The following is a 21,776-nucleotide window of genomic DNA, read 5'->3' as shown; positions in this document are numbered from 1 at the left end:
ATTTTCAAAGATTCAACTTGATTCTGCATTAAGACGGGGAGAGGTTCTCTCCCACGGTACAGAAGTGCCTGGGAACACACAGCTACTGTTGTAGCTATGAATATTGCTGAACGTCTCGCTACCCTTAACCGTATTCGTAGACTTAGCCGTTTAATGGATACGGCAATAGGCATTCCCGGTACTCGCTTTCGGATTGGCTGGGATCCGATTATGGGCTTGATTCCCGGTGCTGGTGATCTGATCAGTACTGGGTTTTCGGCTTATATTATTTTTCTGGCCGCTCGCTTCGGTTTGCCTCGTGAAACCATGGCCAAAATGATCTTTAACGTGGGCTTAGAAGCAGTGGTTGGCTCAGTGCCACTGGTTGGGGACTTATTTGACGCCACTTATAAGTCTAATATTCGCAATCTGGCTTTGTTGGAACGGCATCTGCAAGCGGCAGAACCAGAACTAACCGAAGTCGCTGCCGCCACTCGTTGAGACGTTTGGGGTGTGCTTGTAGAGAAGACCGGTCGCCTTGTATGTTCACACTATTAGGTTCTGTACAGGTTAAACCTTCAGCAGTTGCCAATAGCTGTCAAAATTGAGGCTAAGGGTACTGCAAGTTCAGATTTGAGCATGCAAGTTTTCGGGCAAGTTCTTTGGGGAGTTTTGAGGCAAGCCTTGATCAGACGACCGACCTGCTGGGCCACCGTAGCCTTTTTGATTTTGGCGACAGGTTGTGTGGGTGGAGAACCCACTGCCACAAGCCCCACCCCCGCAACGAATGTCCAAGCTCCAACCGCACCGCAGTCCGATTTTTTCCGCCAGGCTGTTGATACCGCTGTCAGCGCTGCCAACCTGGTACAAACCGCTCAAAGCAAAACAGACTGGGATTTAGTAGTCACCCAGTGGCAGGAAGCCATTGCCCTCATGAAAGCGGTACCAAAGACTCATGAGCGTTGGCAACTGGCGCAAACCAAAATCGGGGAGTATCAGCGCAACCTGGTCTATGCTCAGAAACGCCTGGCCATCGCTCAGAAAAGCCCTGGTTAAACAGGGGTTAAGTTGCCTCTACCCAGCCTCTCCGCCTCAATCCCTGCCTGAACCTCTGACTGAATAGTGCTATCTACCGGATCGCATATAAGGAGTGTAGGAAGGCTGTAGTCGTGGTTCTCTGCTCGTCATTTTTCGATCATCATCATGCCCACCTCAGTAACTGACCCGCTGCAAGGACAGGTATTTGCTGGTCGCTACCGCCTGGTGAGCCTGCTTGGGCAGGGCGGTATGGGGCGCGTCTATCGGGCCGAAGACCAGCAACTGGGCAATACTCCTGTCGCGGTCAAGCTGTTGACCCAAATTCAGAGTGACGGCACTGACACGCTTCAGACCAGATTTGAGCGAGAAGCACACATCTGCGCTCTGCTAAGCCACAGAAGCTTGCACATTGTGCGGGTCAGCGACTATGGCATGGGTGAAAACCAGGTGCCTTTTTATGTAATGGAGTGCTTGGAGGGGCCGAACTTACGCGAACTGATTGCCCGCCGTCGCCTGCCCCTAACTCGATTTCTAGCGCTGGCCCGGCAGATCTGTGCGGGTCTACAAGTTGCCCACGAGGGAATTAAGGTCAATGGCAGCCACTATCCAGTCATTCACCGCGACCTCAAACCCTCAAACATAGTCGTCATCCCAGACACAACTCTGGACGAGCTGGTCAAGATCTTGGACTTTGGCATTGCCAAGTTTGTGAGTGAGCAAGGCACGCTCAGTCTACAAACGACCTCTTATGTGGGCACTCTGGCTTACTCCTCACCGGAGCAGATGCAGGGGCTACCCCTAGATGCACGCTCAGACCTCTACAGCCTCGGCATCATTCTCTACGAGATGCTGACCGGTGTGTTGCCGTTGCAGAGCAGCACTCACTCCTTTGCCGGTTGGTACCATGCTCACCAGTCCCAAGAGCCGCGCACCTTTGAAGCGGTGGGCCTGAGCCGACAACTGCCGCCGGTGCTAGAAGACCTGGTCATGGCCTGTCTCGCCAAAAACCCTCAGGATCGTCCGCAGAGCGCTGCTGAAGTGCTGGCTACCCTCAAATCCCTGGGCAATCCGGTGCCAGCCGCGCCCCCTGAGCTCAGTGATGTTGATGCACAGGCGGCGACCCTGCCCTATCAGCTTCCCCAGCCGACACCAGGCCCAACGGCGTCTTTTGCCCGAAACGCGCCCGCAACCACAGGCACACCTACAGGCAGTCCGACAGCAAGTACACCGACAGGCACGCCCACCGCAACCGGCCCCACATTGCCAATTGCACCGGGGCAACCGGCAGCAATCGCTACCCCAGCGTCAACGCCTCAACGATCAGAGACGCGATTGGGACGTTGGGCTGTTGTGGCCTTAGCGGGGTTATTAGGATTAGGAGGCCTCACGAGCCTCTGGCTGAAGCACCCAGGCAGCAGCCCACCCGCAAGCACCCCAACACCTTCCGGGGCAATCAGCCCAGCAGCGCCTGCTTCGTCACCGGGTGCCTCACCTCAGGTCTCACCAAGCGGTGCTGCATCTGGCCCCTCCTCAAGCCCCTCCTCAAGCCCAGCTTCTAGCTCACCCAGTTCCCCATCCAGCTCGCAACCGCTGGCTCCTGCAGCACCTGTGCCTACGGTGCCTCGGGTTCCTGTGCCTATTCCTGCTGCGCCTGTCCCTGTAGTCCCTGCCAACCCTGCCCCCAGCTCTGCAGCGCCGCGCCCGTCAGTTCCTGTGGCTCCCCGTCCTCAGCCTCAGCCAACTAGCCAGAGCCAACCCGCAGCCCCGCGTCCAGCCGCTCCCGCTCCAGTGGCTCCTCGTCCAGCGGCCCCTCGCCCTGCTGCGACTCGGGTTCGCCCCCCAGTTCAGAGCGCTCCGGCTCAAAGTGCGCCACGGAGCAACTCAGCCCGTAACCAAGCTCGCAATGCAGCCCGTGCGCAAGCCCGCCAGCAGGCACGCCAAGCCCGTGAGCAAGCACGGAGTCAACGCGGACGTGAGGAGCGCTCTAACAGGCCCGATAAACCGAATAAACCTGGCAAGAAAAAAGACAAAGGCTGAAACGGTCGGTGTCGCTACTAGGCGCAGGCTGAAAGCTTAAAGTGCAAGCTCAAGTTGAAATCATGGCAGCCGACTCTATGTGAGTCGGCTGCTTCAGTGCGTAAACACGCAAGATCTTTTAGGCAAAGAGGTAGCAAAATTTACTGCGTTGGGCATCCCGACGACGTAGGAACGGCCTGTAGTTTGAATGAGGCTGTAGCACAACTGAGCACTTTGACGACAACCAGTGCCTGGACTCGATTCAATCTCGTTCTTGCTAATTGGGAGATTTATGAAAACTCGTGATGCTTCGGTGATCAGCTTGACCCAACGGGCGACCACAGCTTTGATGCTGTCTTCACTGTTGCTTGGCATGGGGGGCAGTTTGGTGCAGGCGGCATCGCCCTTAATGGAAACTGGGCCTAATAAGCAGCTCGCTCAAGGTTGGGATCTGGGCACAGAACTCACGCGTTTGGTCAGTACCAGCGGACAAACCACAGACCTGCAAATGGCTCTGATGGTGCGTAATAAGCCTGTCACTTCCTACGCCAATGCGGTTTATCAGCTCTACGCTCGTTCTAAGGGAGGGCGTTGGCAACAGGTTTACGTCTCACCCGGAGCCCGGTTGCTTCCGGCTAATGCTGGTAGCTACAGGTTGCCAGTGGAAGTGGTTTCGCTGCGCGACCTCCAACGCTCTGATATGCCGGATCTCACTACGGCTGAACTGCGCTCTGTGGTTCAGGTACGCTATGACCTCCCTGGTGGCGCCCGCGATCAACGCCTGGAACTGGAGCAGCTTGGTAGCCTAAACACGCTGGCGATTGGCACACAGCAGAGCACGGTTGCCGTTAACCAATCTGTGGGGCAGTCGGGCGTTTATTCCGAGAGCAGCAGCCGTCGCGTCCTCACTCAGCAGACGAGCCAGGGAGTTGCTGTCCAAAATACTTATGGACAGAGCGGCACCTATGTTCAGGGTACTTACGGCCAGGGCACCTATGTTCAGGGCAATACGGTAAGCGCTGCTTCGGGTCGCAACAATGTTCTGCCCGTCCACCGCGGTCACTTTAGCCTGGCCGTTCTGCAAAAGCAGCCGACTCTCTCGCAGGCGATTGCTCGGGTTTCGCTGAAGTCTTTGCGCTCCAATGGCTACCTCAGCGAACGCTATATCGGTGACTTCCGCTTCAACCCCAATGAGCGGGCTCGTTTCGTGCAAGGCATCAATCCGGGCGACCGGGTCGTTGTGCGCTTGTTTGATACGGCTGGACGCTTCCTCGGCCTCAGTGAGTTTGAAACACTCTCCGATAATGCTGCGGTGACGCTCATGCTCTCGGATCGGCCGCTCCAGAACCGTTTGGTGCGCACGATTGTTGGGTTGGATACCGACCTGAATGGGGTAATTGACCGCTCTAGTGGCTCGGAGTTCTATGACTTCTTTACCCTGGTCAGCGGCAGTGCCGACCAGAATTACCGTGATGACCGGGTCACGTTCTTAAGCCGTCTGACTAACATCACGACTAGCCTGTTCACCTTCAATGGCTATCCGTCTGTGCCAACGACGTTCTTGTATCCGGTGTCTTTCGTTCGAGGCAATTTCACGCTGGTGGACAGAGCCTTTAACTGCTTCACGGGGGATTTAGCACCGGCAATCTTGGCGCGACCGGGCCAGATGGTCAACATCGTGTCGGTCACGAACAATACGACCTACCAGGCCAGCACGCTGATCTTCAATAACCGCGAAGTCGGTGTGATTACCGGCGACCGCAACCGGGTCGAAGTGGAGCGCGATGATGACGATGACGACGATGACGATGATATCGAAGTGGGTCGCGGTCGTGACGATGACGACGATGACGATGACGATGATGACCGCGAAGGTGGACGCCGTCGTCGGAGCTGCAACCAGGGCATAGGCAACGGCGCTGAGGGCTGCGATCCGGGTAACTCTCGCCCCCACGGTGGCAGCAATGACGAGGGCGGTTCTAGGCAGCGGGGTAATAACCGGCGCGACTGATGGGGCGATCCGTGTAATACCAATTCTCTAAATGCAAGCGACAAATTAGAACCCCACCGCCTACGGCACCTCCCCTTGCCAAGGGGAGGTTGGGAGGGGTCAAATGTGTAGCGATTAAAAAGTGAGTTGGTATAAGGGCTTGGCATTGCCAAGCCCTTACCAATAGCTTTAGCATCTCCCCTACCAGCCTGGTATGGTTGGGACTGTCCAAACACAGGTGCTTGGGGAGATGCTGGGTCGGTTTAAGCTCGACGGTCCACAGCGGTGGCTATGGGGGATTAGTGCAGCCTTCTGCATCTATATTCTGCTTTTCGAGCTGAACCGCCATTTCACGTTTTACACGTCGTTTGACCAGGGCATTTTCAACCAGGTGTTCTGGAATAGCCTGCACGGACGCTGGTTTCAGAGTTCGCTGTCTTCAACGGAGTCGGCGCTGGTTGAGCAGTTGGGTCAAGCACCGGATGTGGCCTATCGTCGCCTGGGCCAGCATTTCACGCCGACGTTGCTGCTGTGGTTGCCCGTCTACGGGCTGTTTTCGAGCCTGCTTTCGGGGCCGGTGGTGCTGATTTTTCTGCAAACGCTGCTGATTACGGCGGGAGGATTGGCGCTGTATCGGTTGGCTCAGCACTATTTGACGCAGCCCTGGCTGCCGTTGTGGATTACGGCCAGCTACTTTGCAGCGATTGCGGTGATTGGGCCTGCTTTTTCTAACTTCCACGACATCTCGCAGACGCCCCTGTGTTTCTTTTTGCTGGTTCTGTGTGCGGAGCATCGGAAGTGGCGCTGGTTTTGGCTGTTGTTCGCTCTGGGTTTGGGCATTCGCGAAGATGCGGGGGTGGGGCTGTTTGGCTTGGGGCTGTATTTGCTGGTCAGTCGTAAAGCGCCCTCGGTGGGGCTGACGGCTTGCGGTCTGAGTGTGGCCTATGTGTTGGGTGTGAGCAGTGTGATTATGCCGCTGTTTTCACCGGATATTTCTGACCGCTTTATGCAGGAGCGCTTTGGGCAGTATGTCGGCAAGGGTGGCAGTTCGCTGGATGTGCTGCTGGCCTTTGTGACCCGTCCCTGGCTGGTGCTTCAGGAGTTGGTGACGCCGGTTGATAAAACCCTGACCTATCTGCTGGGCCAGTGGTTGCCGTTGGCGTTTGTGCCCTCGCTGTCTGGGGCTGCCTGGTTAATGGCTGGGCCGCCGCTGTTCAAGCTGTTTGTGGCGAAGGGGCAAACGGTGCTGTCGCTGAATGTGCGCTATGCGATGTCGGTGGTGCCGCCGCTGTTTTATGGGGCGATTCTCTGGTGGCAACAGCATCCTGAGCGCTTTACGCAGCGACGCTTTCGGCGCTTCTGGGCTTTTTGCATTGGCTTTTCGTTTTTGCTGGGCAGTATTTTCGCGTCGGTTCCCCATCGGGTGTTTTACTTCCTGCTGCCGGATTCGTTTTCGCCCTGGGTTTATGTTTCGCTGCCGCGTCAGTGGTCCCATGTGGTGCAGATGCGCCCGTTGCTGGCCCAGATTCCGCCGGATGCCAGCGTCAGCTCAACGACTTATCTAGTGCCGCAGGTTTCTAGCCGTCGGGCGGTGGTGCGTCTGCCAGGTGGGATTCAGTACAAGGACGATGCCGGACAGACGCAGTTGGTGGACTATGCGGTTCTGGACATGTTCCAGATCGAGCGCTATGCACCAGCCTTCAGCTATGAGCGGGGTTGCCTGCCGCTATTCCTGGACCAGATTGACCAGATGCTCGGCAGTGGCTATGGGCTGGTGAGCTTTGCTGATGGCGGGGTGCTGCTGCAACGGGGTGTGCCGTCTAATCCTGAAGCGCTGGCACAGTGGCGACCGGAAGCCCAACGGCTCAGGCAACTGCACCAGCGGCTTGAGGCGTGATTTTGGGACGTGATCTTGGCCCAGACTAGACAAGATCGGGGGCTAGACCAAGCTCTGTTGGATCAGTTGGCGGCTTAAGTTGCAGAGGATCACGGAGCGTCCGGCATCGGTGAGGACGCGCTGACGCTCGATCAGTTGGCTGGCTTCGAGGGGCACGAGCAGGTGATTGACCACTGGCTCGGGCATGCTGCATTTGAGCACTAGGAGCGAGATGGGGACGCTGGCTTTGAGGCTGCGGGGTTCGGTGTAGTTGGCGAGCATCAGCATCAGCAGTTTGGCCTGAGGCGATAGGTTCAGCTCACGGGCGATGTGGTCCCACAGGCGCAGACGAATTTGCGAGGGCGACAATTCAACGGCATTCATGGCTTGGCAAGCTCAATAGGTTGGCAAGTTGAGGCAAATAGCCGCAGGACCCGCCCCTCGTCAGGGGCGACGAGGGGGTCAGGTGTTACACTGCCTCCCAGCCTCCGGTTGGTCTTAACAACCGAGAGGTTAGTCATCTGGAGCTTGGTATGGCTCCAGGTGACGCCGGGAAGTTGGCGGCTACTTAGGCTCAGAGACTAAAGGAATACCAGAGTAGCTGTCAAGGGGGGTAGGGGAGGACCTCACCCCCGGCCCCTCTCCTGCGAGGAGAGGGGAGGTGGAGTTGTTTGGGGGGTTAGGGTTGGGGTTGGGGGGTGCAGGCGTTGGTGATTTGTTGGAGGACTTCGGGTAGGTTTTGTCTTACAGCTTTGTTGGGGATTCTTAGCAGCTTTAGGTTGTGTGCTGTGAGAATTTGATCTCGGGCTGCGTCGTATTCGGCCTGTTGTTGATGAATTGCACCGTCTACTTCTTTAGCTGCGTGGCAGTAGAAGTCTGCAATGAATCCATCAATAATCTGTTGGCGACGAAAGCGTAAGCCGTTCAATCGATTGCCTCGAAGTCGTTGCCATAAAAGCTTCTCTTCCTCGGTCATCTGACGCCGCAGTTCCTTAGACCGCTCCACCTTTACAGAACTCACTTTCTGCCCTACCACGATGCCGCTAGCCTCCCCCTTCCCTGCAAGGGAAGGGGGCCAGGGGGTTGGGTCCTCCACAACCGCCTGCTGAATTCAACTTACAAAGTGTTCACCAGAAAGCCCTAACTCCAAACAGCAACTCATCCCCTTCCCTGAATCATCTCACCATCCATAAGCCAGCCATCGCTAAGCCTCCCCCTTCCCTGCGAGGGAAGGGGGCCGGGGGGTTAGGTCTTCCTCCTCCAATTTCAGCATCCGATCTTCAATTGCTGCCCAGTTTTTTGGTGGTCGCAAGGCTTCTTGCTGGCACTTGATCAGGAGATGGTTGATATAGAAACAATTGTTCAACGCCTCTATTTCTGCTTCGGAAAGACTAATCCACTCAGGGTCAAGACTGAGGGTATCAAACCAAGTTTTTCTAGGACGTTCAGCAAAAGCTCGACGGATCTCAAGCGGCTGATCATTACTAGGAATCTCATCTTTCAATGTTTCCAGTTGCGTAGCTAAGACTGTAAAGTCTACGCTCTTAAAAATCTTTGTGCGGTCGAGAGCGAGGGCGCGGTCGAGGGAGAGTGAGAGAGCGTGGTCAAAGGAGAGGGCGTGATTGAGAGCGAGGGCACAGTCGAGGTCGAGGTCGAGGGAGAGTGAGAGGGCGTGGGCGAGGACAATGTCGTGGTTGAGGGCAATGTTGTGGTTAAGGGAGAAGGAAAGGGCGCGGGCAAGGGAGAGGGAGAAGAAGATAGCAGAAACGCGTTTAGCCGCAGGCTTAGATCCACGTTCCAAACTGTCTGTTACCTGAGTTGCCCAATGCAGCAGAGCTCTAAGCTTAGGAGTGTTGATAAGTTTTTGAGCTGCCTGTTCCATCTGCAACAGCAACTCATCAGGTCCCTGCTCCATCAGTCCTGGTAGCAGTAGAAACACTTCTCGCCAACGCTCATCTGTGAGGTGATCGGCAACCAGTTGCTCAATTTTTTGGCTATCTCTTACAACGTAGCGAGCAGTCAAAAACTCTTGCAGTGTCAAGTGTGAGAACGAATAGACGCCTTCTGCTCGTTCCACCAAAATGCCATGCTGAACTTCAATGGATTTGAGCACTGCCTCTCCATTAATTGGTTTCTCGTTGGGAATAATCTCTCCTAAAAACTCCTCAATCTGCTCCGCAATAGTCTGTCGAGGCAAGAATAGATAATCATTCTGAAAAGCATCATGAGCAACTTCAGCTAGCAGCATTTGCTTGCGTCGGGTATCCAGCCCTTTATAAAGGTCCTCTTGAGGAATGCCTTTGTTACCCGCCCATTCATCTAGCAGAACCCATAATGCCCTTTCGTAAAGCGTGGCGCGCAGGTCTGGGAATCGGTTGGTGCGCTGATAGAGCAAGCACACCAGCGTTAACAACAATGGTGTCTGAGTTAGTTCCTTGGCGGCCTCGTGTTCCCCGCTGTTCAGCTTCTCCCAACAATCCTGAGCTAAATTAGGTCTGCTACTAAACCAATTGTCAATAAAGGCTTTAATCTGCTCATCATCAAAATCTGCCATTTCCACACCCACAAAACGGTGGAAACAGGATTGGTTTTGATAGGCTGCAATTCGGCAGGAGGCAATGAAGCGATTTTTGCTGTATTGATCGACTAGATTCTGAATTTGAGTAGCAACGCTCTCAATCTGGTTGCTTGGGACTTCATCCAAGCCGTCTAGTAAGAGCAAGAGCTTTCCCTGCTCAAGAGCTACTGTGGCAAAAGTATCTGGATAACCAAAGATCTCTAGCTCCTTGGTGATAGCTTGCTGAACAGTCAGATTACTAAACCTTAGATTTTTTAGCTCAATAAAAACCGGAATACAACTATGCTTAAACTCCTTCTGGCTACCCTTCAGAGCTTCGAGCCCCATCTTCTTTAAGAACGTAGACTTACCAGCTCCAGGACCGCCCAGCACCATGAGATACTGCGTCTGGTTGGCTACTGAAACTCCTTGCTGTTTGCCGGTGTCGTCAAGCTGAAAGCCCCGTCTTCCCTTTTGACGATGCCGCTCCTCCAGCCGTCTTAACGACTCAGAACGCCCAAGATTCCATTCCTTCAAGAACTGGACTCCTGTGTAGACCGACTCCAGCATCATTGACTCATTCATCCCCAACACTTTCAGCGTGCCGTGGCGGTTCACGTAGTTCTGAACGTAGTGTTTGGATGCATCACGGGCGCGTTGGAAAGCCTCGTTGGCTGCTTGTTTGTTAGCTGAACCTTTCTCCTTCGCTGCCTGGAGAGCTTGAAGGATGGGACCAGCCACACCACTAACAGCTGACACAGCCATAGGAATCCAGATTAGTTCGCCCGTCATGGAACTCCAGGAATCAGAATCGGTAAGCCGACAGCGCCATTCTAGACATCAAACCCTGAAGCGTCTCTTCCCCCAACCCCTCCACCATCCACCAACTAGTTACCACCAAGCCTCCCCCTTTCCTGCGAGGGAAGGGGGTCGGGGGGTTAGGTCCCAACCCACTCCGTTTACGTCTGAAACCAAATGCATAGTGGTTCCAACCCACATCGTTGAGGGTTCAAACCAAATGCATAGTGGTTCTAACCCACTCCGTTTAGGTCTGGAACCCCATCGTTTGTGTCTGCTAGGTAATGTCTAGGTGTCTGCTACGTAATGCCTAGGTGTTCCGACCCCCTCCGTTTAGGTTTGGAACCCTATCGTTTATGTCCGTTAGGTAATGCCTAGGTGTCTATTAGGTAATGCATAGTGGTTCTGACCCCCTCCATTTGTGTCTGTTAGGTGGTTTCACCTGCTTCAAAACCAGACCAGCCAGCAAATCTACCGAAACCTCAGCCATCCCAACCTATCGGTAGCGCATCCACACCCAGAACGCTGTGGATGCGCAAGAACTTGCAGCGTCCGGGTTCAGCTAGCCTGCGAGAAGAAAATAGTATTACGACATATCAGCCGCAATTCCAACTGCAATTGTTATGTTATTGCAGCATCAATTTATACTATGGACACTCTATTTTTATAATTGATTCTAATCAATAAATTATTTGCACTATTGATTTATTCTAAAGCGATACCAGGCTCATTAGAACAACAGCTTTAATGTAGGCAACACCGCGCTTGATCCCCTCAACTAAATAGCCTTACAGCTATTTAGTTCTACAACTCGGTCCAGACTCGCAGGCATGGCTCATGAATCAGCTTCTGATTGAGAGAGATGAACACAATGCTGGAGAAGAAGCGATTAGTCTCAGCTTAAATCAGGAAGACGCAATGCTTCAAGTTCTTTCTTGTGCGCCTCTACTCTCAAGCCGTCAAGCAGGGTGGCAAGGAATTTACTTTGAATACTATCACCTCGCTTTTCATGACACTCCCGAGCATTACTTTGACCAGCACTTGATTGGCACTTATATCGGGAAACCTTCCGAAAATCCGACTGCAAGGAAACTAGATAGACGTTTTGAGAGGGAGTGGTTGGTTGATGGCGATACCTTCTTTCTTCCCGCCTATACCCGCCATCAGACCTCCTCTAACGCAGAAGCTCAATTTCTGATGATTGGCTTGGAGCCTGCGCTACAAACTCAAGTTGCCTACGAATCAGTTCATCCAGACTCCGTTGAACTAATTCCCCATTTTTCAAAACCAGATCCCCTGGTGCATCAACTGGGCTTGGCCTTGAAAGCAGAGCTTGAAGCTAACGATGGCACCGGCAGCCGCCTCTATGCAGAATCCGCAGCAACCTTTCTAGCCACCCATCTCCTGCGCCATTACTCAACCCGCAAACACACCATTCGCAACTACGCCGGCGGTTTGACCAAACACAAACTGCGACAGGCAGTTGAGTATATCAACGAGCATTTGGCCGAGGACGTCTCCTTGCAGGCAATTGCACTGGAACTCAACATGAGCCACTACTACTTCTGCCGTCTGTTCAAACGTTCGATGGGAATTACGCCCTATCAATATCTGATTCAGCAACGCGTGGAGCGAGCCAAGCAGTTATTGAAGCAAAAGAGCATGCCCATTGCAGACATTGCCTCGCAAATTGGTTTCTCCGACCAAAGCCACTTCACCAAGCAATTCCGTCAATACACAGGAATTACCCCTAAAGCCTTTCGCGACAGCTGAATTTCTGTTGCAAAAGACGTCTGGTTCCTCCTAATTTCAAGCGGTTTGCCAACTGCTCCAGCCCTAAAACCAGCCTCAAATGATGCCGCCATTCACCCGAATTGTTTGACCATTGACCCAACTGCCCGCAGGACTGACTAAGAAGGCAACCGCATTAGCAATGTCTTCTGGTTGTCCTAGTCGTTCTAACGGAGCTTGCTGGGCAAATTTCTGAACCAGCTCTTCGGACTTGCCTTGATAGAACAGGTCAGTGGCCGTCGGTCCAGGCGCAATGGCGTTAACGGTGATATTTCGGCCCCGCAGTTCCTTCGCCATGATGTTAGTGAAAGTTTCAACTGCTGCCTTTGAGGCTGCATAGACGGCGTATCCCGGCATGGCCAAACCTACAGCGCTGGTTGAGAAATTGACAATCTGTCCGCCCTCGCGCAATCGCTTTGCCGCTTGCCGTAGAAGCAGAAAAGTACCCCGAGTGTTGGTGTTGAAGACCCGGTCATACGACTCATCATCCATGTCGGCAATATTGATCGGGGTGAGAGTTTGAGTACCTGCGTTATTCACCAGGGCATCAATACCACCAAATTCTTTTTCAGCTGTATCAAACAAATAGCTGACATCCTTGGAGCTAGAAACATCAGCCTGAGCAGCAATGGCCTCTCCACCAGCCGCTTTGATCTCATTGACGACCTCATCTGCCTTTTGCTGGTTGCCTGCGTAATTAACGACAACTGCAAAACCATCCGAAGCTAGCTTCTTAGCAACTGCCGCACCAATACCCCGGGAAGCGCCTGTAACAATCGCAACTTTTTTTGAGTGCTCTGCCATCTGCTAATTCTCCATCCCTACGAGTAACCAGTGGAAATCTTAGTCATTGAGACGCCTGTAAACATGATGTGGCTCTCAGACTCGTCAGGTACGGCGATCTCGTCAGACAACAGTACAAGCTCCCCTACTCGAAGGTATAGAAACTTCTTGCTATCTATAGGAGATTCTTGTTGTTTTCTAAAGCAACTCTTTCAAGCAAATTTAATTCTCCTGGAATCATTTATCTTGGATTATTTGATTCCAATCAATCAAAACAATTACAACCCGAAAAGCTTTGGACACAAACTCTGGTAAGATTGCACCATTTTTAGCAAGAGATGACAAGACAGACCGCAACTGCCTGCTTAAATTAGTGCCCAGGATTCACCAACGTGATTCTTCTAGCGTCGAGACACCTATGACGCCGTAATTGAAATTGCCAAGGAACATGGGGGTGCTTACGGTATAGGCATCGAATACGCCTACACAATGGTGCATGGTCAAGCCCCCAGCCTCAGCAACGTCCCTAGCCTTGCTCACTCATAGTCCTGAACTTAAGTCTGAGGTTTAAGCCGAAAGCAAAGGCAAGGCAGGAGCGAGTTTCTGCCTTGCCTTTGCCCTACAACCAACCTTCCAGCAGAAACCACTTCCAGTTCAAACCCCGACCGTCACCGGTTGGGGTTTCAGGCTTTTGAGGAAATTGCGCATCAAATCCTTGCCGTAGGGCGTGAGAATGCTTTCCGGGTGGAACTGCACACCTTCAATGTGGGGATACTCCTGGTGTCGAACACCCATAATCGTGCCATCCTCGGTCCAGGCCGTTATTTCCAAGACGGATGGGCAACTCTCGCGGTCAATCACTAGGCTGTGATAGCGCGTGGCAGTGAACGGACTTTCCAGGTCAGCAAACACACCCTTCCCAGTGTGCTGAATCGCAGAAGTCTTACCATGCATCAGTTCGGGAGCGGAGACAATCTGCCCCCCAAAAACCAGGCCAATGCCCTGATGGCCCAAGCACACGCCCAACAACGGGATCTGCGGTCCCAAATCACGAATGACCTCCGGCGAAATTCCGGCATCTTCAGGCCGCCCTGGTCCAGGCGAAATGACAATCCCCTCCGGGTTTAGCGCCCGCAATTCCTCTAGGCTGATCTGGTCGTTGCGGAAGACGCGGCAGTCCTGTGCCACTGGAAACTCGCTGCCTAGTTCGCCCAGGTATTGCACCAAGTTGTAGGTAAAGCTGTCGTAGTTATCGATGACAACGATCAAGGGGGCACCTCCAGCAATGAGAGACGTGAGAGAGTGGCATCAGCCTGCTCTCTACTGTAGGCCGTGAACTGAACTAGTCAATGAGTGTTACTTGCTATCTAAATGGACAAATAGACGCGGGTTACTACTCAACAGAGTTGCTGGAGATATCAAGGGCTAGCTCTAGAGCCCGCCGCCATTCAGGGAGCTTGAGACCAAAGGTTTCAGATAACTTGCTTGTGTCCAATTGAGAATAAGCCGGTCGCTTGGCTGGGGTTGGATACTGCTCTGAAGGAATGGCAACTAGCGCTTTTAGGTTTAGCGTTTTAAGCCGTTGCAACTGAAAAATCGCTTCTGCAAAACCATGCCAACTGGTTCGCCCCACGGCAGTTAGATGGTACAAGCCTGCCTGCTCAGCCCAAAACCTCTCTGGATCTCGCATAGAGCTAGCCAGAACCTGAGCAGTCGCCTCAGCAATGGTTCGGCTCCAGGTGGGTGCACCGATCTGGTCACTAACGATCCGCAACTCTTCCCGTTCCTGGGCCAACTTGAGCATGGTGAGCAAAAAGTTACGGCCCCGCAGGCCATAAACCCAACTAGTTCTCAGAATCAAATGGGGCAAACCTACGGCTTGGATTGCCTGTTCCCCTATCAGCTTAGTTCTGCCATAGGTGTTGAGCGGGTCAGGTTGATCTTGTTCGGTATAAGGAATATCGCTGCTGCCATTAAAGACATAATCAGTCGAATAATGAACGATTGCTGCCCCCAAGCGTTTGGCCTCCTCTGCCAAAATGCCAGGCGCTACAGCGTTGACCTTTTCAGCTAATTCAACCTCCTGTTCAGCTTTATCCACAGCTGTGTAGGCAGCGGCATTAACAATCAGACTAGGCTTTAGCTCACGAACAACTTGCTGAATCGTATCTGGAGCGGCGAGGTCTACCCGTAGGGCACTCTGGCTGGTGTTACGCCCCACGGCAATCACATCTCCCAGCGTGAGCAAAGTGCGCTGCAACTCCCAACCGACTTGACCGTCAGCACCAACCAACAAAATTCTGTTCACTCAAATACCTCAGCCTCTTGCAGCCATCGCCCTGAGCGATCTTTGGCTGATAAGATGGGCTCCGCTTGTAGCGGCCAAGCAATTGCCAGAGTAGGGTCGTCCCAATGGAGGCAGCGCTCGTGTTCTGGCGCGTAGTAATCGGTTGTTTTATACAGAAATTCAGCCCGATCCGACAGAACTAGAAAGCCGTGAGCAAAACCGGGCGGGATCCAAAGTTGTTGCTTCTCTTCAGCGACTAGATGCACGCAGGTATGTCGGCCAAAAGTTGCGGAGCTTTTTCGCAAATCGACTACTACATCGAACACAGAACCGACAACCACTCTTACCAATTTTCCCTGCGGCTGTTGAATTTGGTAGTGGAGACCGCGCAACACGTTTTGGGCCGAGCAAGAGTGGTTGTCCTGCACAAATTTCGCTACGATTCCTGCTTTTTCTAGGAGGACGCGCTCGTTGTAGCTCTCGTAAAAAAAACCACGTTCATCGCCATAAACCTTGGGTTGCAGCAGGAGCACATCAGGAATTTCGGTTTCTAAAATTTCCATTGATTCACACTCCTAAGCCTAGGAACTTCTCAGAAGATTGTCCTGAACGATGAGATGCAGTTTGATAGGCTGGCCCTGAATTGGTATTGCTGTCATCATTGACGATCTCTAGCAGATAGTGACCATAGCTACTTTTGCCAACGGCTTCAGCTAGCCGACACAGCTGATCTAAGTCGATGTAGCCCTGACGATAGGCTATTTCCTCGACGCAAGCGATCTTTAACCCCTGCCGTTGCTCCAAGGTTTCAATGAAGTTAGCAGCTTGATGGAGAGATTCATGAGTGCCTGTGTCAAGCCAGGCATAGCCTCGTCCTAGCAGTTCAACTCGCAATTGACCTTGGCGGAGATAAGCCAAATTCAGGTCAGTAATTTCTAACTCATTGCGAGCGGAGGGTTTCAAGCCCGCAGCCATTTCTGCAACATTGGCATCATAGAAATAAATGCCCGGTATCGCGTATTTAGATTTGGGCGAGCTCGGCTTTTCTTGGATACTAATCACCTGACCGTGCTCATCAAATTCGAGCACCCCATAAGCTTGGGGATTCTTAACTTGATAACCGAAGACTAGGCCCCCTTTCTGCAATTTAGTGGCTCGGCTCAAGACCTCACTGAAGCCATGCCCATAGAAAATGTTGTCACCCAAAATCAAGCAAACCGGTTCATCCCCAATAAAGTCTTTGCCTAGAATAAAAGCTTGCGCCAAGCCTTCTGGCTTCGGCTGTTCAACATAACTGAACTGCAATCCCCACTGGCTGCCATCCTTCAGCAAGCGTTGGAACTGCGGCAAATCTAAGGGAGTAGAGATAATCAAAATCTCCCGAATCCCCGCAAGCATCAGCACCGACAGAGGATAGTAGATCATCGGTTTATCGTAAACGGGCATCAGCTGCTTGCTAACCACATGGGTTAACGGATAGAGCCTTGTACCTGAGCCGCCCGCCAGAATGATTCCCTTCATCCGAAATCCTCTTATCTTATGTCTGAGCTAAGTATCTGAGCTAAATATCTGAGCTAAGGGCAATCTTACCCTTTCCGGTTCTCATAATTCTGGCTAATCCAATCCTGGTAAGCACCAGAACGCACTTGCTCTACCCACACTGGGTTGTTGAGATACCAGTCGACGGTTTTCTGTAGACCGCTATCGAAATCTTCTTTGGGTTGCCATCCCAGTTCGTGGCTAATTTTGTCGCAGTTGATCGCGTAACGCCGGTCATGCCCAGGCCGATCTTTAACAAAGGCAATCAGATTAGAACGGTGCAAACCCGCTTGAGGAGCCAGGCTATCGAGACTTGCACAAATCTTCTCAACTACGGCCAAATTGGTTTGCTCGTTTCGCCCACCAATGTTGTAGGTTTCACCAATCTTGCCGTGTTCTAAAACAAGATAAACCGCCTCACAGTGATCGGTCACATAGAGCCAATCTCTAACATTTAGACCATCTCCATAAACGGGCAAAGCTTTGCCATCTAGCGCATTGAGAATGGTCAGAGGAATCAGCTTTTCAGGAAACTGGCGCGGGCCATAATTATTGGAGCAGTTGGTGGTTAAAGTCGGCAAGCCATAGGTGTGATAGTAAGCCCGCACTAGATGGTCGGCCCCTGCTTTAGAGGCGGCATAGGGGCTATTGGGGGAGTAGGGGGTATCTTCCCGAAAGGCTGGGTCAGTAGAGCGGAGAGAGCCATAGACTTCATCTGTGGAGATTTGCAAGAAGCGAAATTTGTCTCGTTTGGATGGCGATAATTTCTGCCAATAGGCTCTGCTTGCCTCTAGCAACTGGAATGTGCCCACAACATTGGTTCTAATGAAACTCTCAGGACCTAGGATCGAGCGATCCACATGAGTTTCAGCAGCGAAATTGATGACTGCATCAGGCTGATGTTGCTCTAACAAATAAGCTATCAGTTCTGAGTTGCCAATATCGCCTTTGACGAAATGATAACCGGGGTCGTTTTGCAACTCTGCCAGGGTTTGCAGGTTACTGGCATAGGTCAAAATATCCAGGTTGACTACATTAGCCCACTGCAAGCTTCTAGCTTGGAGAATGAAATTGGCACCGATAAAACCAGCTCCCCCAGTGACCAAAAACGTCTGCATTGCAGCCCCTCCAAACCTACTTAGCTTAATCAGCGACATCCTAAGCGCAGCATCCTGAATGCAGCCAGCTTATGCGTTCCAAATTTTAACAGTGGGCTGCAAAACAATGGCCTGCAAAAAGCTGGGCAGCATCACCTTTGCGCATGTTTGCATCATTCTGCAGGCACGCGCAAAGGTGATGCTGCCCAGCCAGCCCTGCTTACCAAGCTTCTGCTTAGAGAGACCTAAAAACTCAAACGCCGAGCCGTACCGTCATCGGTGAAGCGCTGCTCACCAACACCGACCAATTCCACGGTAATTTCGCGTTGAGCTGGTGTCCATTGCCCTTCCCGTGCCCCAATCTCCACAGTGGTTTGGGAGCCATCGGTATAGACACGATAGGTGGTCGTGGCGTAGGCACCGTTTTGGTAGTCAAAGCTGTGTCCGTCGTCTTCATAGAACGTCCACTCAGCGGTTCCAGGCCAGATTCGCAGGGTCAGCTCATCCAGTGGGCGTTCGTCGGTGTACTGCATCACGGGTGCCATTGGTAAAATCGCCCCCGCTCGCACATACAGCGGCAGGCGTTCCAGGGGAGCTTGAGCCAGGATGTGGGTTGGACCTTCGTAGCGCTCACCACTCCACCAGTCAGTCCAGGTGCCCTTAGGCAGGTAAACGGCGCGACATTCTACGCCGGGACGATAGACTGGCGCGGCCATCAACCAGGGACCCAGCAACACCTGGTCATACAGCGCGTAGGTCTTAACATCATTCGGAAAATGGTAAAGCAAGGGGCGTAAGATCGGCGCGCCAGTGGTAGCGGCCTCCCAACAAAGGGTGTAAATGTAGGGCAGCAGCCGGTAGCGCAGTTCAATGTACTCGCGACAGATGCGCTCAACGGCTTCGCCAAAGACCCAGGGCTCGTGCTGGGCACTGCTCATAGCTGAGTGGCCACGCATGAAAGGGTACAACAGCCCAACCTGCATCCAGCGAGCAAACATTTCGGCGGTTGCATTGCCAGCAAAACCCCCAATATCGCAACCGACAAAAGCCACGCCAGATAGCCCCATATTGCTGAGCATGGGCAATGACATTTCCAAGTGGTCCCACTGTGACTGGTTGTCGCCCATCCACACTGCCGACCAGCGCTGAATGCCCGCATATCCGGCTCGTGTCAGCACAAATGAGCGTTCGCTGGGGCGCAGACGATTGAGCCCTTCACGAGCAGCCCGAGCCATCATTTGCCCATACAAATTGTGGACTTCGGCGTGGGTTGCCTGCTCGTCACTGGGGCCTTGCAATGCATTGAGGGGAAACCAGACTTTTTTGCCGCCATCCCCAAAGGGCCGATCTTGAATTGACGGCTCGTTCATATCATTCCAAATCCCAGCGACGCCGCATTGGGTGAGTTCCTTATGCCAATCGCCCCACCAATCGCGCACCTCTGGGTTGAGAAAATCAGGGAAGACAGATTTGTCGGGCCAGACATAACCGTGAAAAAGTTGCCCGTCAGGTTTGCGCACAAAGCAGTTATGCTCTACGCCCTGATCAAAAACGGTATAACCCGCTTCTGGTTCGTGCTTTACGCCAGGATCGACAATCGTGACTGTTTTAAAACCTGCCTGGGCTAAGTCCTTAATTAGGTCTGCGGGTTGACCGAAGCGTTGGGGACTCCAGGTAAAAACGCGATAGCCGCGCATGTAGTCAATATCAAGGTGAATGACATCGCAGGGAATGCGGCGGCTGCGAAACTCTCGGGCTAGGTCGCGCACAACCCACTCGGAGCGATAGCTCCAGCGACATTGGTGATAACCCAATGCCCAACGCGGCGGCAGTGGCATCCGTCCGGTGAGTTCGGTGTAGGTCAGCAGGATTTGGGCAGGCTCTGGACCATAAATAATGTAGTAATCCAACTCAGGTCCCTGGGTTTGCATTTGCCAAACACCAGGCTGATTGGCACCCAGATCAAATTGGCTCCAAAAAGTTGTATTAAAGAAAAGACCATAGCCCAGATGTGGGCGCAGAGCAATAAAAAATGGGATCGCGTGATACATATTATCAACCGGCGAACCCTGGTCAAAAAAAGTATCTACGGTCCAGTTGGTTTTGATTTCTGACCGCTTGTCGAGTAGGCCAGTCCGCTCGCCAAAACCGTAGAAATGCTCTTCCGCTTCAATATGCTTCCAGCCAGCCACTGCGCCCAAGCGCCAAGCCATGCCTTTTGTATCTTGAGCAAAGGGGCGGCCCGCATGATCAAAACAACTCAGGCGGCAGGGATTACGCTCAACCACAAGCCGAATCTGCCCGGTCTCAATCTCGATTGCAGTTTCGGTTTGACGCAGCTCAAAGGGCACTGGGGGCCAGGTGTCATCTGGCTGGGTCACTGCCCATGAGCGACGAGGCAAGAACTCGCCAGTAGGAGCAAGGCGCACCCGAATCAGGTTGGGGGCCAGAACACTGAGCGTCAAACGGGGACCACCGCAATCGAGGTAGAGGGTACGCGCATCGGACTCAACAGTCTGAACTACCCCTAACTCTATCCAGGGCTGCTCAAGTCCAGAGCTGGGTTGAAACTCTACTCCGTAGTCACTGCTCTGGTTCGCCATTACCACCGCATCTTAAACTTCAGCCCTCACCTTAAGGAGCTGAGTCCTGGATTGCTTCTCTCCGATGAGGGAGGCATTCAGACGGGAGCTAAGCCCAATAACTGATTAACGCTAATTAGTAGGGCTAATTAAGAGGGTCAGCTAGCAACTTACCTTGCCTTTTAGATAACCTGCTCAACAGCTTCATCAACTATGGCTTTGGTCAGGTGCCTGGGCCGATCCACATTCAAATTGCGTTGCAGGGCAACAAAATAAGCCAATAGCTGCAAAGGAACCACACTCAGCAGTGGCGCAAATTCTGCGTTTGCTGAAGCAATGGGCAGTACGTGATCGAAGACAGGCTCAGACTTGATATCAAGATGATCGACAGAGGTGACACCAATCAAATAAGCGCCTCTTGCCTTGAGTTCCTGAGCGTTATCCAGAGTTTGCTGATAGCTTTTGCTGCCAGGAACGGCGAGGAGCACAACCGGCAATTGTTCGCTAACGGATGCAATAGGGCCATGGCGAAATTCTCCCGTAGGATAGCCAGTCGCTTGCAGGTATGCTGTTTCGCGTAGCTTAAGCGCCCCTTCCAGGGCAATTGGATAATGTAAGCCTCGTCCGAGAAAGATGCAGGCTTGAGCGGTTGCCAAGTGTTCTGCCAACAGTTTGGTCGCTTGCTCTTGGGCAGTTAGCAAGGTTTGAACCTGCGCAGGCAGGTTGGACAACTGCCTCAAACGGGCTTCAACTTGAGTTGCGGAAGACTGTTGACGCTGCTGGGCAAGTTCCAGGGCCAAGACATACAGCACCATCAACTGAGCGGTAAAGGACTTAGTAGCAGCAATTGCAACTTCGGGTCCAGCGGGAGTGAGCAGGGTGTGGGTTGCTAAACGGGCCAAGCTGCTATCGGCTCGGTTGGTGATTGCGAGTAGGCGAAACTGGTCAGCTCGACGTTGCTGCTCTCGTTGAACTGCGCGCAACGTATCACTAGATTCTCCCGACTGACTGATGGCCAGGATCAGCGTGTTAGGTGTAGGACGGGGGGGATTCTCGGCGTGCTCGGAGGCAAACTGCACCTCAACAGATAGACCCGCCCACTGCTCCAGCAGGTGCTTCCCCAGCAGAGCGGCATGGTAGCTGCTACCACAGGCGAGAATATGCACCCGTTCCAGGTCCAAACTCAGATCCGGTAAGCCCAGTTTTAAGGTCGGTTCAGTCCCTACCGACAGAGGGAGAAAAGTATCCAGGCAGGCTTGCAGGACGCTGGGTTGCTCCCGAATTTCCTGGAGCATGTGGGACTCGGCCTGACCAAAGGCGTCATAGGAAGGCCCGTGGGTTGGAACTGGGCCATCTGGGGCTAAAGGCATCGGTCTCAGTGAATTGCAAAAAGACTTTAGTGAGGTGCGAAGAGGTAAAAGGGCGGTCGGCAGGTCATAGCCA

At 53.0% G+C, this 21,776-nt stretch carries 17 protein-coding genes; 6 read left to right on the top strand and 11 right to left on the bottom strand.

The window, feature by feature from the left end; translation table 11 throughout:
• The first annotated feature begins 96 nt into the window (after positions 1 to 96).
• From H6F94_RS16535 to H6F94_RS16515, 5 genes are all read left to right on the top strand, one after another.
• Positions 97 to 480: a DUF4112 domain-containing protein gene (locus H6F94_RS16535; protein ID WP_190803343.1), complete on the top strand. Its 384-nt coding sequence runs from the start codon at positions 97 to 99 to the stop codon at positions 478 to 480.
• 138 nt (positions 481 to 618) lie between these two features.
• On the top strand, positions 619 to 1,035 hold the full coding sequence (locus H6F94_RS16530) for a hypothetical protein (RefSeq protein ID WP_190803342.1): 417 nt from the start codon (positions 619 to 621) through the stop codon (positions 1,033 to 1,035).
• 147 nt (positions 1,036 to 1,182) lie between these two features.
• Positions 1,183 to 3,054 (top strand): serine/threonine-protein kinase, encoded by a 1,872-nt coding sequence (locus tag H6F94_RS16525; RefSeq protein ID WP_190803341.1) that lies wholly within the window; start codon positions 1,183 to 1,185, stop codon positions 3,052 to 3,054.
• A 271-nt stretch (positions 3,055 to 3,325) separates the two neighbouring features.
• On the top strand, positions 3,326 to 5,044 hold the full coding sequence (locus H6F94_RS16520; protein ID WP_190803977.1) for a hypothetical protein: 1,719 nt from the start codon (positions 3,326 to 3,328) through the stop codon (positions 5,042 to 5,044).
• A gap of 193 nt (positions 5,045 to 5,237) precedes the next feature.
• The gene (locus tag H6F94_RS16515) at positions 5,238 to 6,920 is read left to right on the top strand and encodes a DUF2079 domain-containing protein (RefSeq protein ID WP_242041244.1); all 1,683 of its coding nucleotides are present in this window, start codon (positions 5,238 to 5,240) and stop codon (positions 6,918 to 6,920) included.
• Positions 6,921 to 6,962: 42 nt separating this feature from the next.
• Here the strand turns inward: H6F94_RS16515 and H6F94_RS16510 are convergent, their stop codons facing one another.
• The 3 genes from H6F94_RS16510 to H6F94_RS16500 form a co-directional block, all read right to left on the bottom strand.
• Positions 6,963 to 7,283 (bottom strand): hypothetical protein, encoded by a 321-nt coding sequence (locus H6F94_RS16510; RefSeq protein ID WP_190803340.1) that lies wholly within the window; start codon positions 7,281 to 7,283, stop codon positions 6,963 to 6,965.
• A gap of 295 nt (positions 7,284 to 7,578) precedes the next feature.
• Positions 7,579 to 7,995, bottom strand: a complete 417-nt coding sequence (locus H6F94_RS16505; RefSeq protein ID WP_313949314.1) for an endonuclease domain-containing protein — start codon at positions 7,993 to 7,995, stop codon at positions 7,579 to 7,581.
• Between the two features lie 108 nt (positions 7,996 to 8,103).
• Positions 8,104 to 10,248: an NACHT domain-containing protein gene (locus tag H6F94_RS16500; RefSeq protein WP_190803339.1), complete on the bottom strand. Its 2,145-nt coding sequence runs from the start codon at positions 10,246 to 10,248 to the stop codon at positions 8,104 to 8,106.
• Between the two features lie 843 nt (positions 10,249 to 11,091).
• Here H6F94_RS16500 and H6F94_RS16495 point away from each other — a divergent pair.
• A complete protein-coding gene (locus H6F94_RS16495; RefSeq protein ID WP_199320478.1) occupies positions 11,092 to 12,027 on the top strand; it encodes an AraC family transcriptional regulator in 936 nt (311 codons plus the stop codon).
• A 75-nt stretch (positions 12,028 to 12,102) separates the two neighbouring features.
• Here H6F94_RS16495 and H6F94_RS16490 read toward each other — a convergent pair whose 3' ends face one another.
• The 8 genes from H6F94_RS16490 to H6F94_RS16450 form a co-directional block, all read right to left on the bottom strand.
• Positions 12,103 to 12,849, bottom strand: a complete 747-nt coding sequence (locus H6F94_RS16490; protein ID WP_190803338.1) for an SDR family oxidoreductase — start codon at positions 12,847 to 12,849, stop codon at positions 12,103 to 12,105.
• Between the two features lie 633 nt (positions 12,850 to 13,482).
• Positions 13,483 to 14,097, bottom strand: a complete 615-nt coding sequence (locus H6F94_RS16480) for an anthranilate synthase component II (RefSeq protein WP_190803337.1) — start codon at positions 14,095 to 14,097, stop codon at positions 13,483 to 13,485.
• Between the two features lie 124 nt (positions 14,098 to 14,221).
• Positions 14,222 to 15,136, bottom strand: coding sequence for a dTDP-4-dehydrorhamnose reductase (rfbD, locus tag H6F94_RS16475; protein WP_190803336.1), 915 nt, complete (start codon positions 15,134 to 15,136; stop codon positions 14,222 to 14,224).
• Complete coding sequence (gene rfbC, locus H6F94_RS16470; protein WP_190803335.1) at positions 15,133 to 15,678, bottom strand: dTDP-4-dehydrorhamnose 3,5-epimerase; 546 nt, start codon at positions 15,676 to 15,678, stop codon at positions 15,133 to 15,135. The genes rfbD and rfbC overlap by 4 nt, the downstream gene beginning before the upstream one ends.
• Before the next feature lie 4 nt (positions 15,679 to 15,682).
• Entirely contained in the window at positions 15,683 to 16,636 is a 954-nt protein-coding gene (gene rfbA / locus H6F94_RS16465; protein ID WP_190803334.1) for a glucose-1-phosphate thymidylyltransferase RfbA, read from the bottom strand.
• A 65-nt stretch (positions 16,637 to 16,701) separates the two neighbouring features.
• Positions 16,702 to 17,772 (bottom strand): dTDP-glucose 4,6-dehydratase, encoded by a 1,071-nt coding sequence (gene rfbB, locus H6F94_RS16460; RefSeq protein ID WP_190803333.1) that lies wholly within the window; start codon positions 17,770 to 17,772, stop codon positions 16,702 to 16,704.
• Between the two features lie 224 nt (positions 17,773 to 17,996).
• A complete protein-coding gene (locus H6F94_RS16455; protein ID WP_190803332.1) occupies positions 17,997 to 20,354 on the bottom strand; it encodes a glycoside hydrolase family 31 protein in 2,358 nt (785 codons plus the stop codon).
• A gap of 161 nt (positions 20,355 to 20,515) precedes the next feature.
• Positions 20,516 to 21,703 (bottom strand): SIS domain-containing protein, encoded by a 1,188-nt coding sequence (locus tag H6F94_RS16450; protein WP_190803331.1) that lies wholly within the window; start codon positions 21,701 to 21,703, stop codon positions 20,516 to 20,518.
• Positions 21,704 to 21,776: the final 73 nt, after the last annotated feature.

It is taken from the genome of Leptolyngbya sp. FACHB-261 (genome assembly GCF_014696065.1).
Taxonomy (GTDB): domain Bacteria; phylum Cyanobacteriota; class Cyanobacteriia; order FACHB-261; family FACHB-261; genus FACHB-261.
Note: the sequence above shows the minus strand (reverse complement) of the source record. Positions and strands in the feature narration are given on the sequence as shown.

What these genes read in the sequence shown, in the direction of transcription:
- H6F94_RS16535 (WP_190803343.1), top strand. Translation starts at nt 97, where the DNA reads ATGAATATTGCTGAACGTCTCGCTACCCTTAACCGTATTCGTAGACTT.
- H6F94_RS16530 (WP_190803342.1), top strand. Translation starts at nt 619, where the DNA reads ATGCAAGTTTTCGGGCAAGTTCTTTGGGGAGTTTTGAGGCAAGCCTTG.
- H6F94_RS16525 (WP_190803341.1), top strand. Translation starts at nt 1,183, where the DNA reads ATGCCCACCTCAGTAACTGACCCGCTGCAAGGACAGGTATTTGCTGGT.
- H6F94_RS16520 (WP_190803977.1), top strand. Translation starts at nt 3,326, where the DNA reads ATGAAAACTCGTGATGCTTCGGTGATCAGCTTGACCCAACGGGCGACC.
- H6F94_RS16515 (WP_242041244.1), top strand. Translation starts at nt 5,238, where the DNA reads ATGGTTGGGACTGTCCAAACACAGGTGCTTGGGGAGATGCTGGGTCGG.
- H6F94_RS16510 (WP_190803340.1), bottom strand. Translation starts at nt 7,283, where the DNA reads ATGAATGCCGTTGAATTGTCGCCCTCGCAAATTCGTCTGCGCCTGTGG.
- H6F94_RS16500 (WP_190803339.1), bottom strand. Translation starts at nt 10,248, where the DNA reads ATGACGGGCGAACTAATCTGGATTCCTATGGCTGTGTCAGCTGTTAGT.
- H6F94_RS16495 (WP_199320478.1), top strand. Translation starts at nt 11,092, where the DNA reads ATGAATCAGCTTCTGATTGAGAGAGATGAACACAATGCTGGAGAAGAA.
- H6F94_RS16490 (WP_190803338.1), bottom strand. Translation starts at nt 12,849, where the DNA reads ATGGCAGAGCACTCAAAAAAAGTTGCGATTGTTACAGGCGCTTCCCGG.
- rfbC (WP_190803335.1), bottom strand. Translation starts at nt 15,678, where the DNA reads ATGGAAATTTTAGAAACCGAAATTCCTGATGTGCTCCTGCTGCAACCC.
- rfbA (WP_190803334.1), bottom strand. Translation starts at nt 16,636, where the DNA reads ATGAAGGGAATCATTCTGGCGGGCGGCTCAGGTACAAGGCTCTATCCG.
- rfbB (WP_190803333.1), bottom strand. Translation starts at nt 17,772, where the DNA reads ATGCAGACGTTTTTGGTCACTGGGGGAGCTGGTTTTATCGGTGCCAAT.
- H6F94_RS16455 (WP_190803332.1), bottom strand. Translation starts at nt 20,354, where the DNA reads ATGGCGAACCAGAGCAGTGACTACGGAGTAGAGTTTCAACCCAGCTCT.
- H6F94_RS16450 (WP_190803331.1), bottom strand. Translation starts at nt 21,703, where the DNA reads ATGCCTTTAGCCCCAGATGGCCCAGTTCCAACCCACGGGCCTTCCTAT.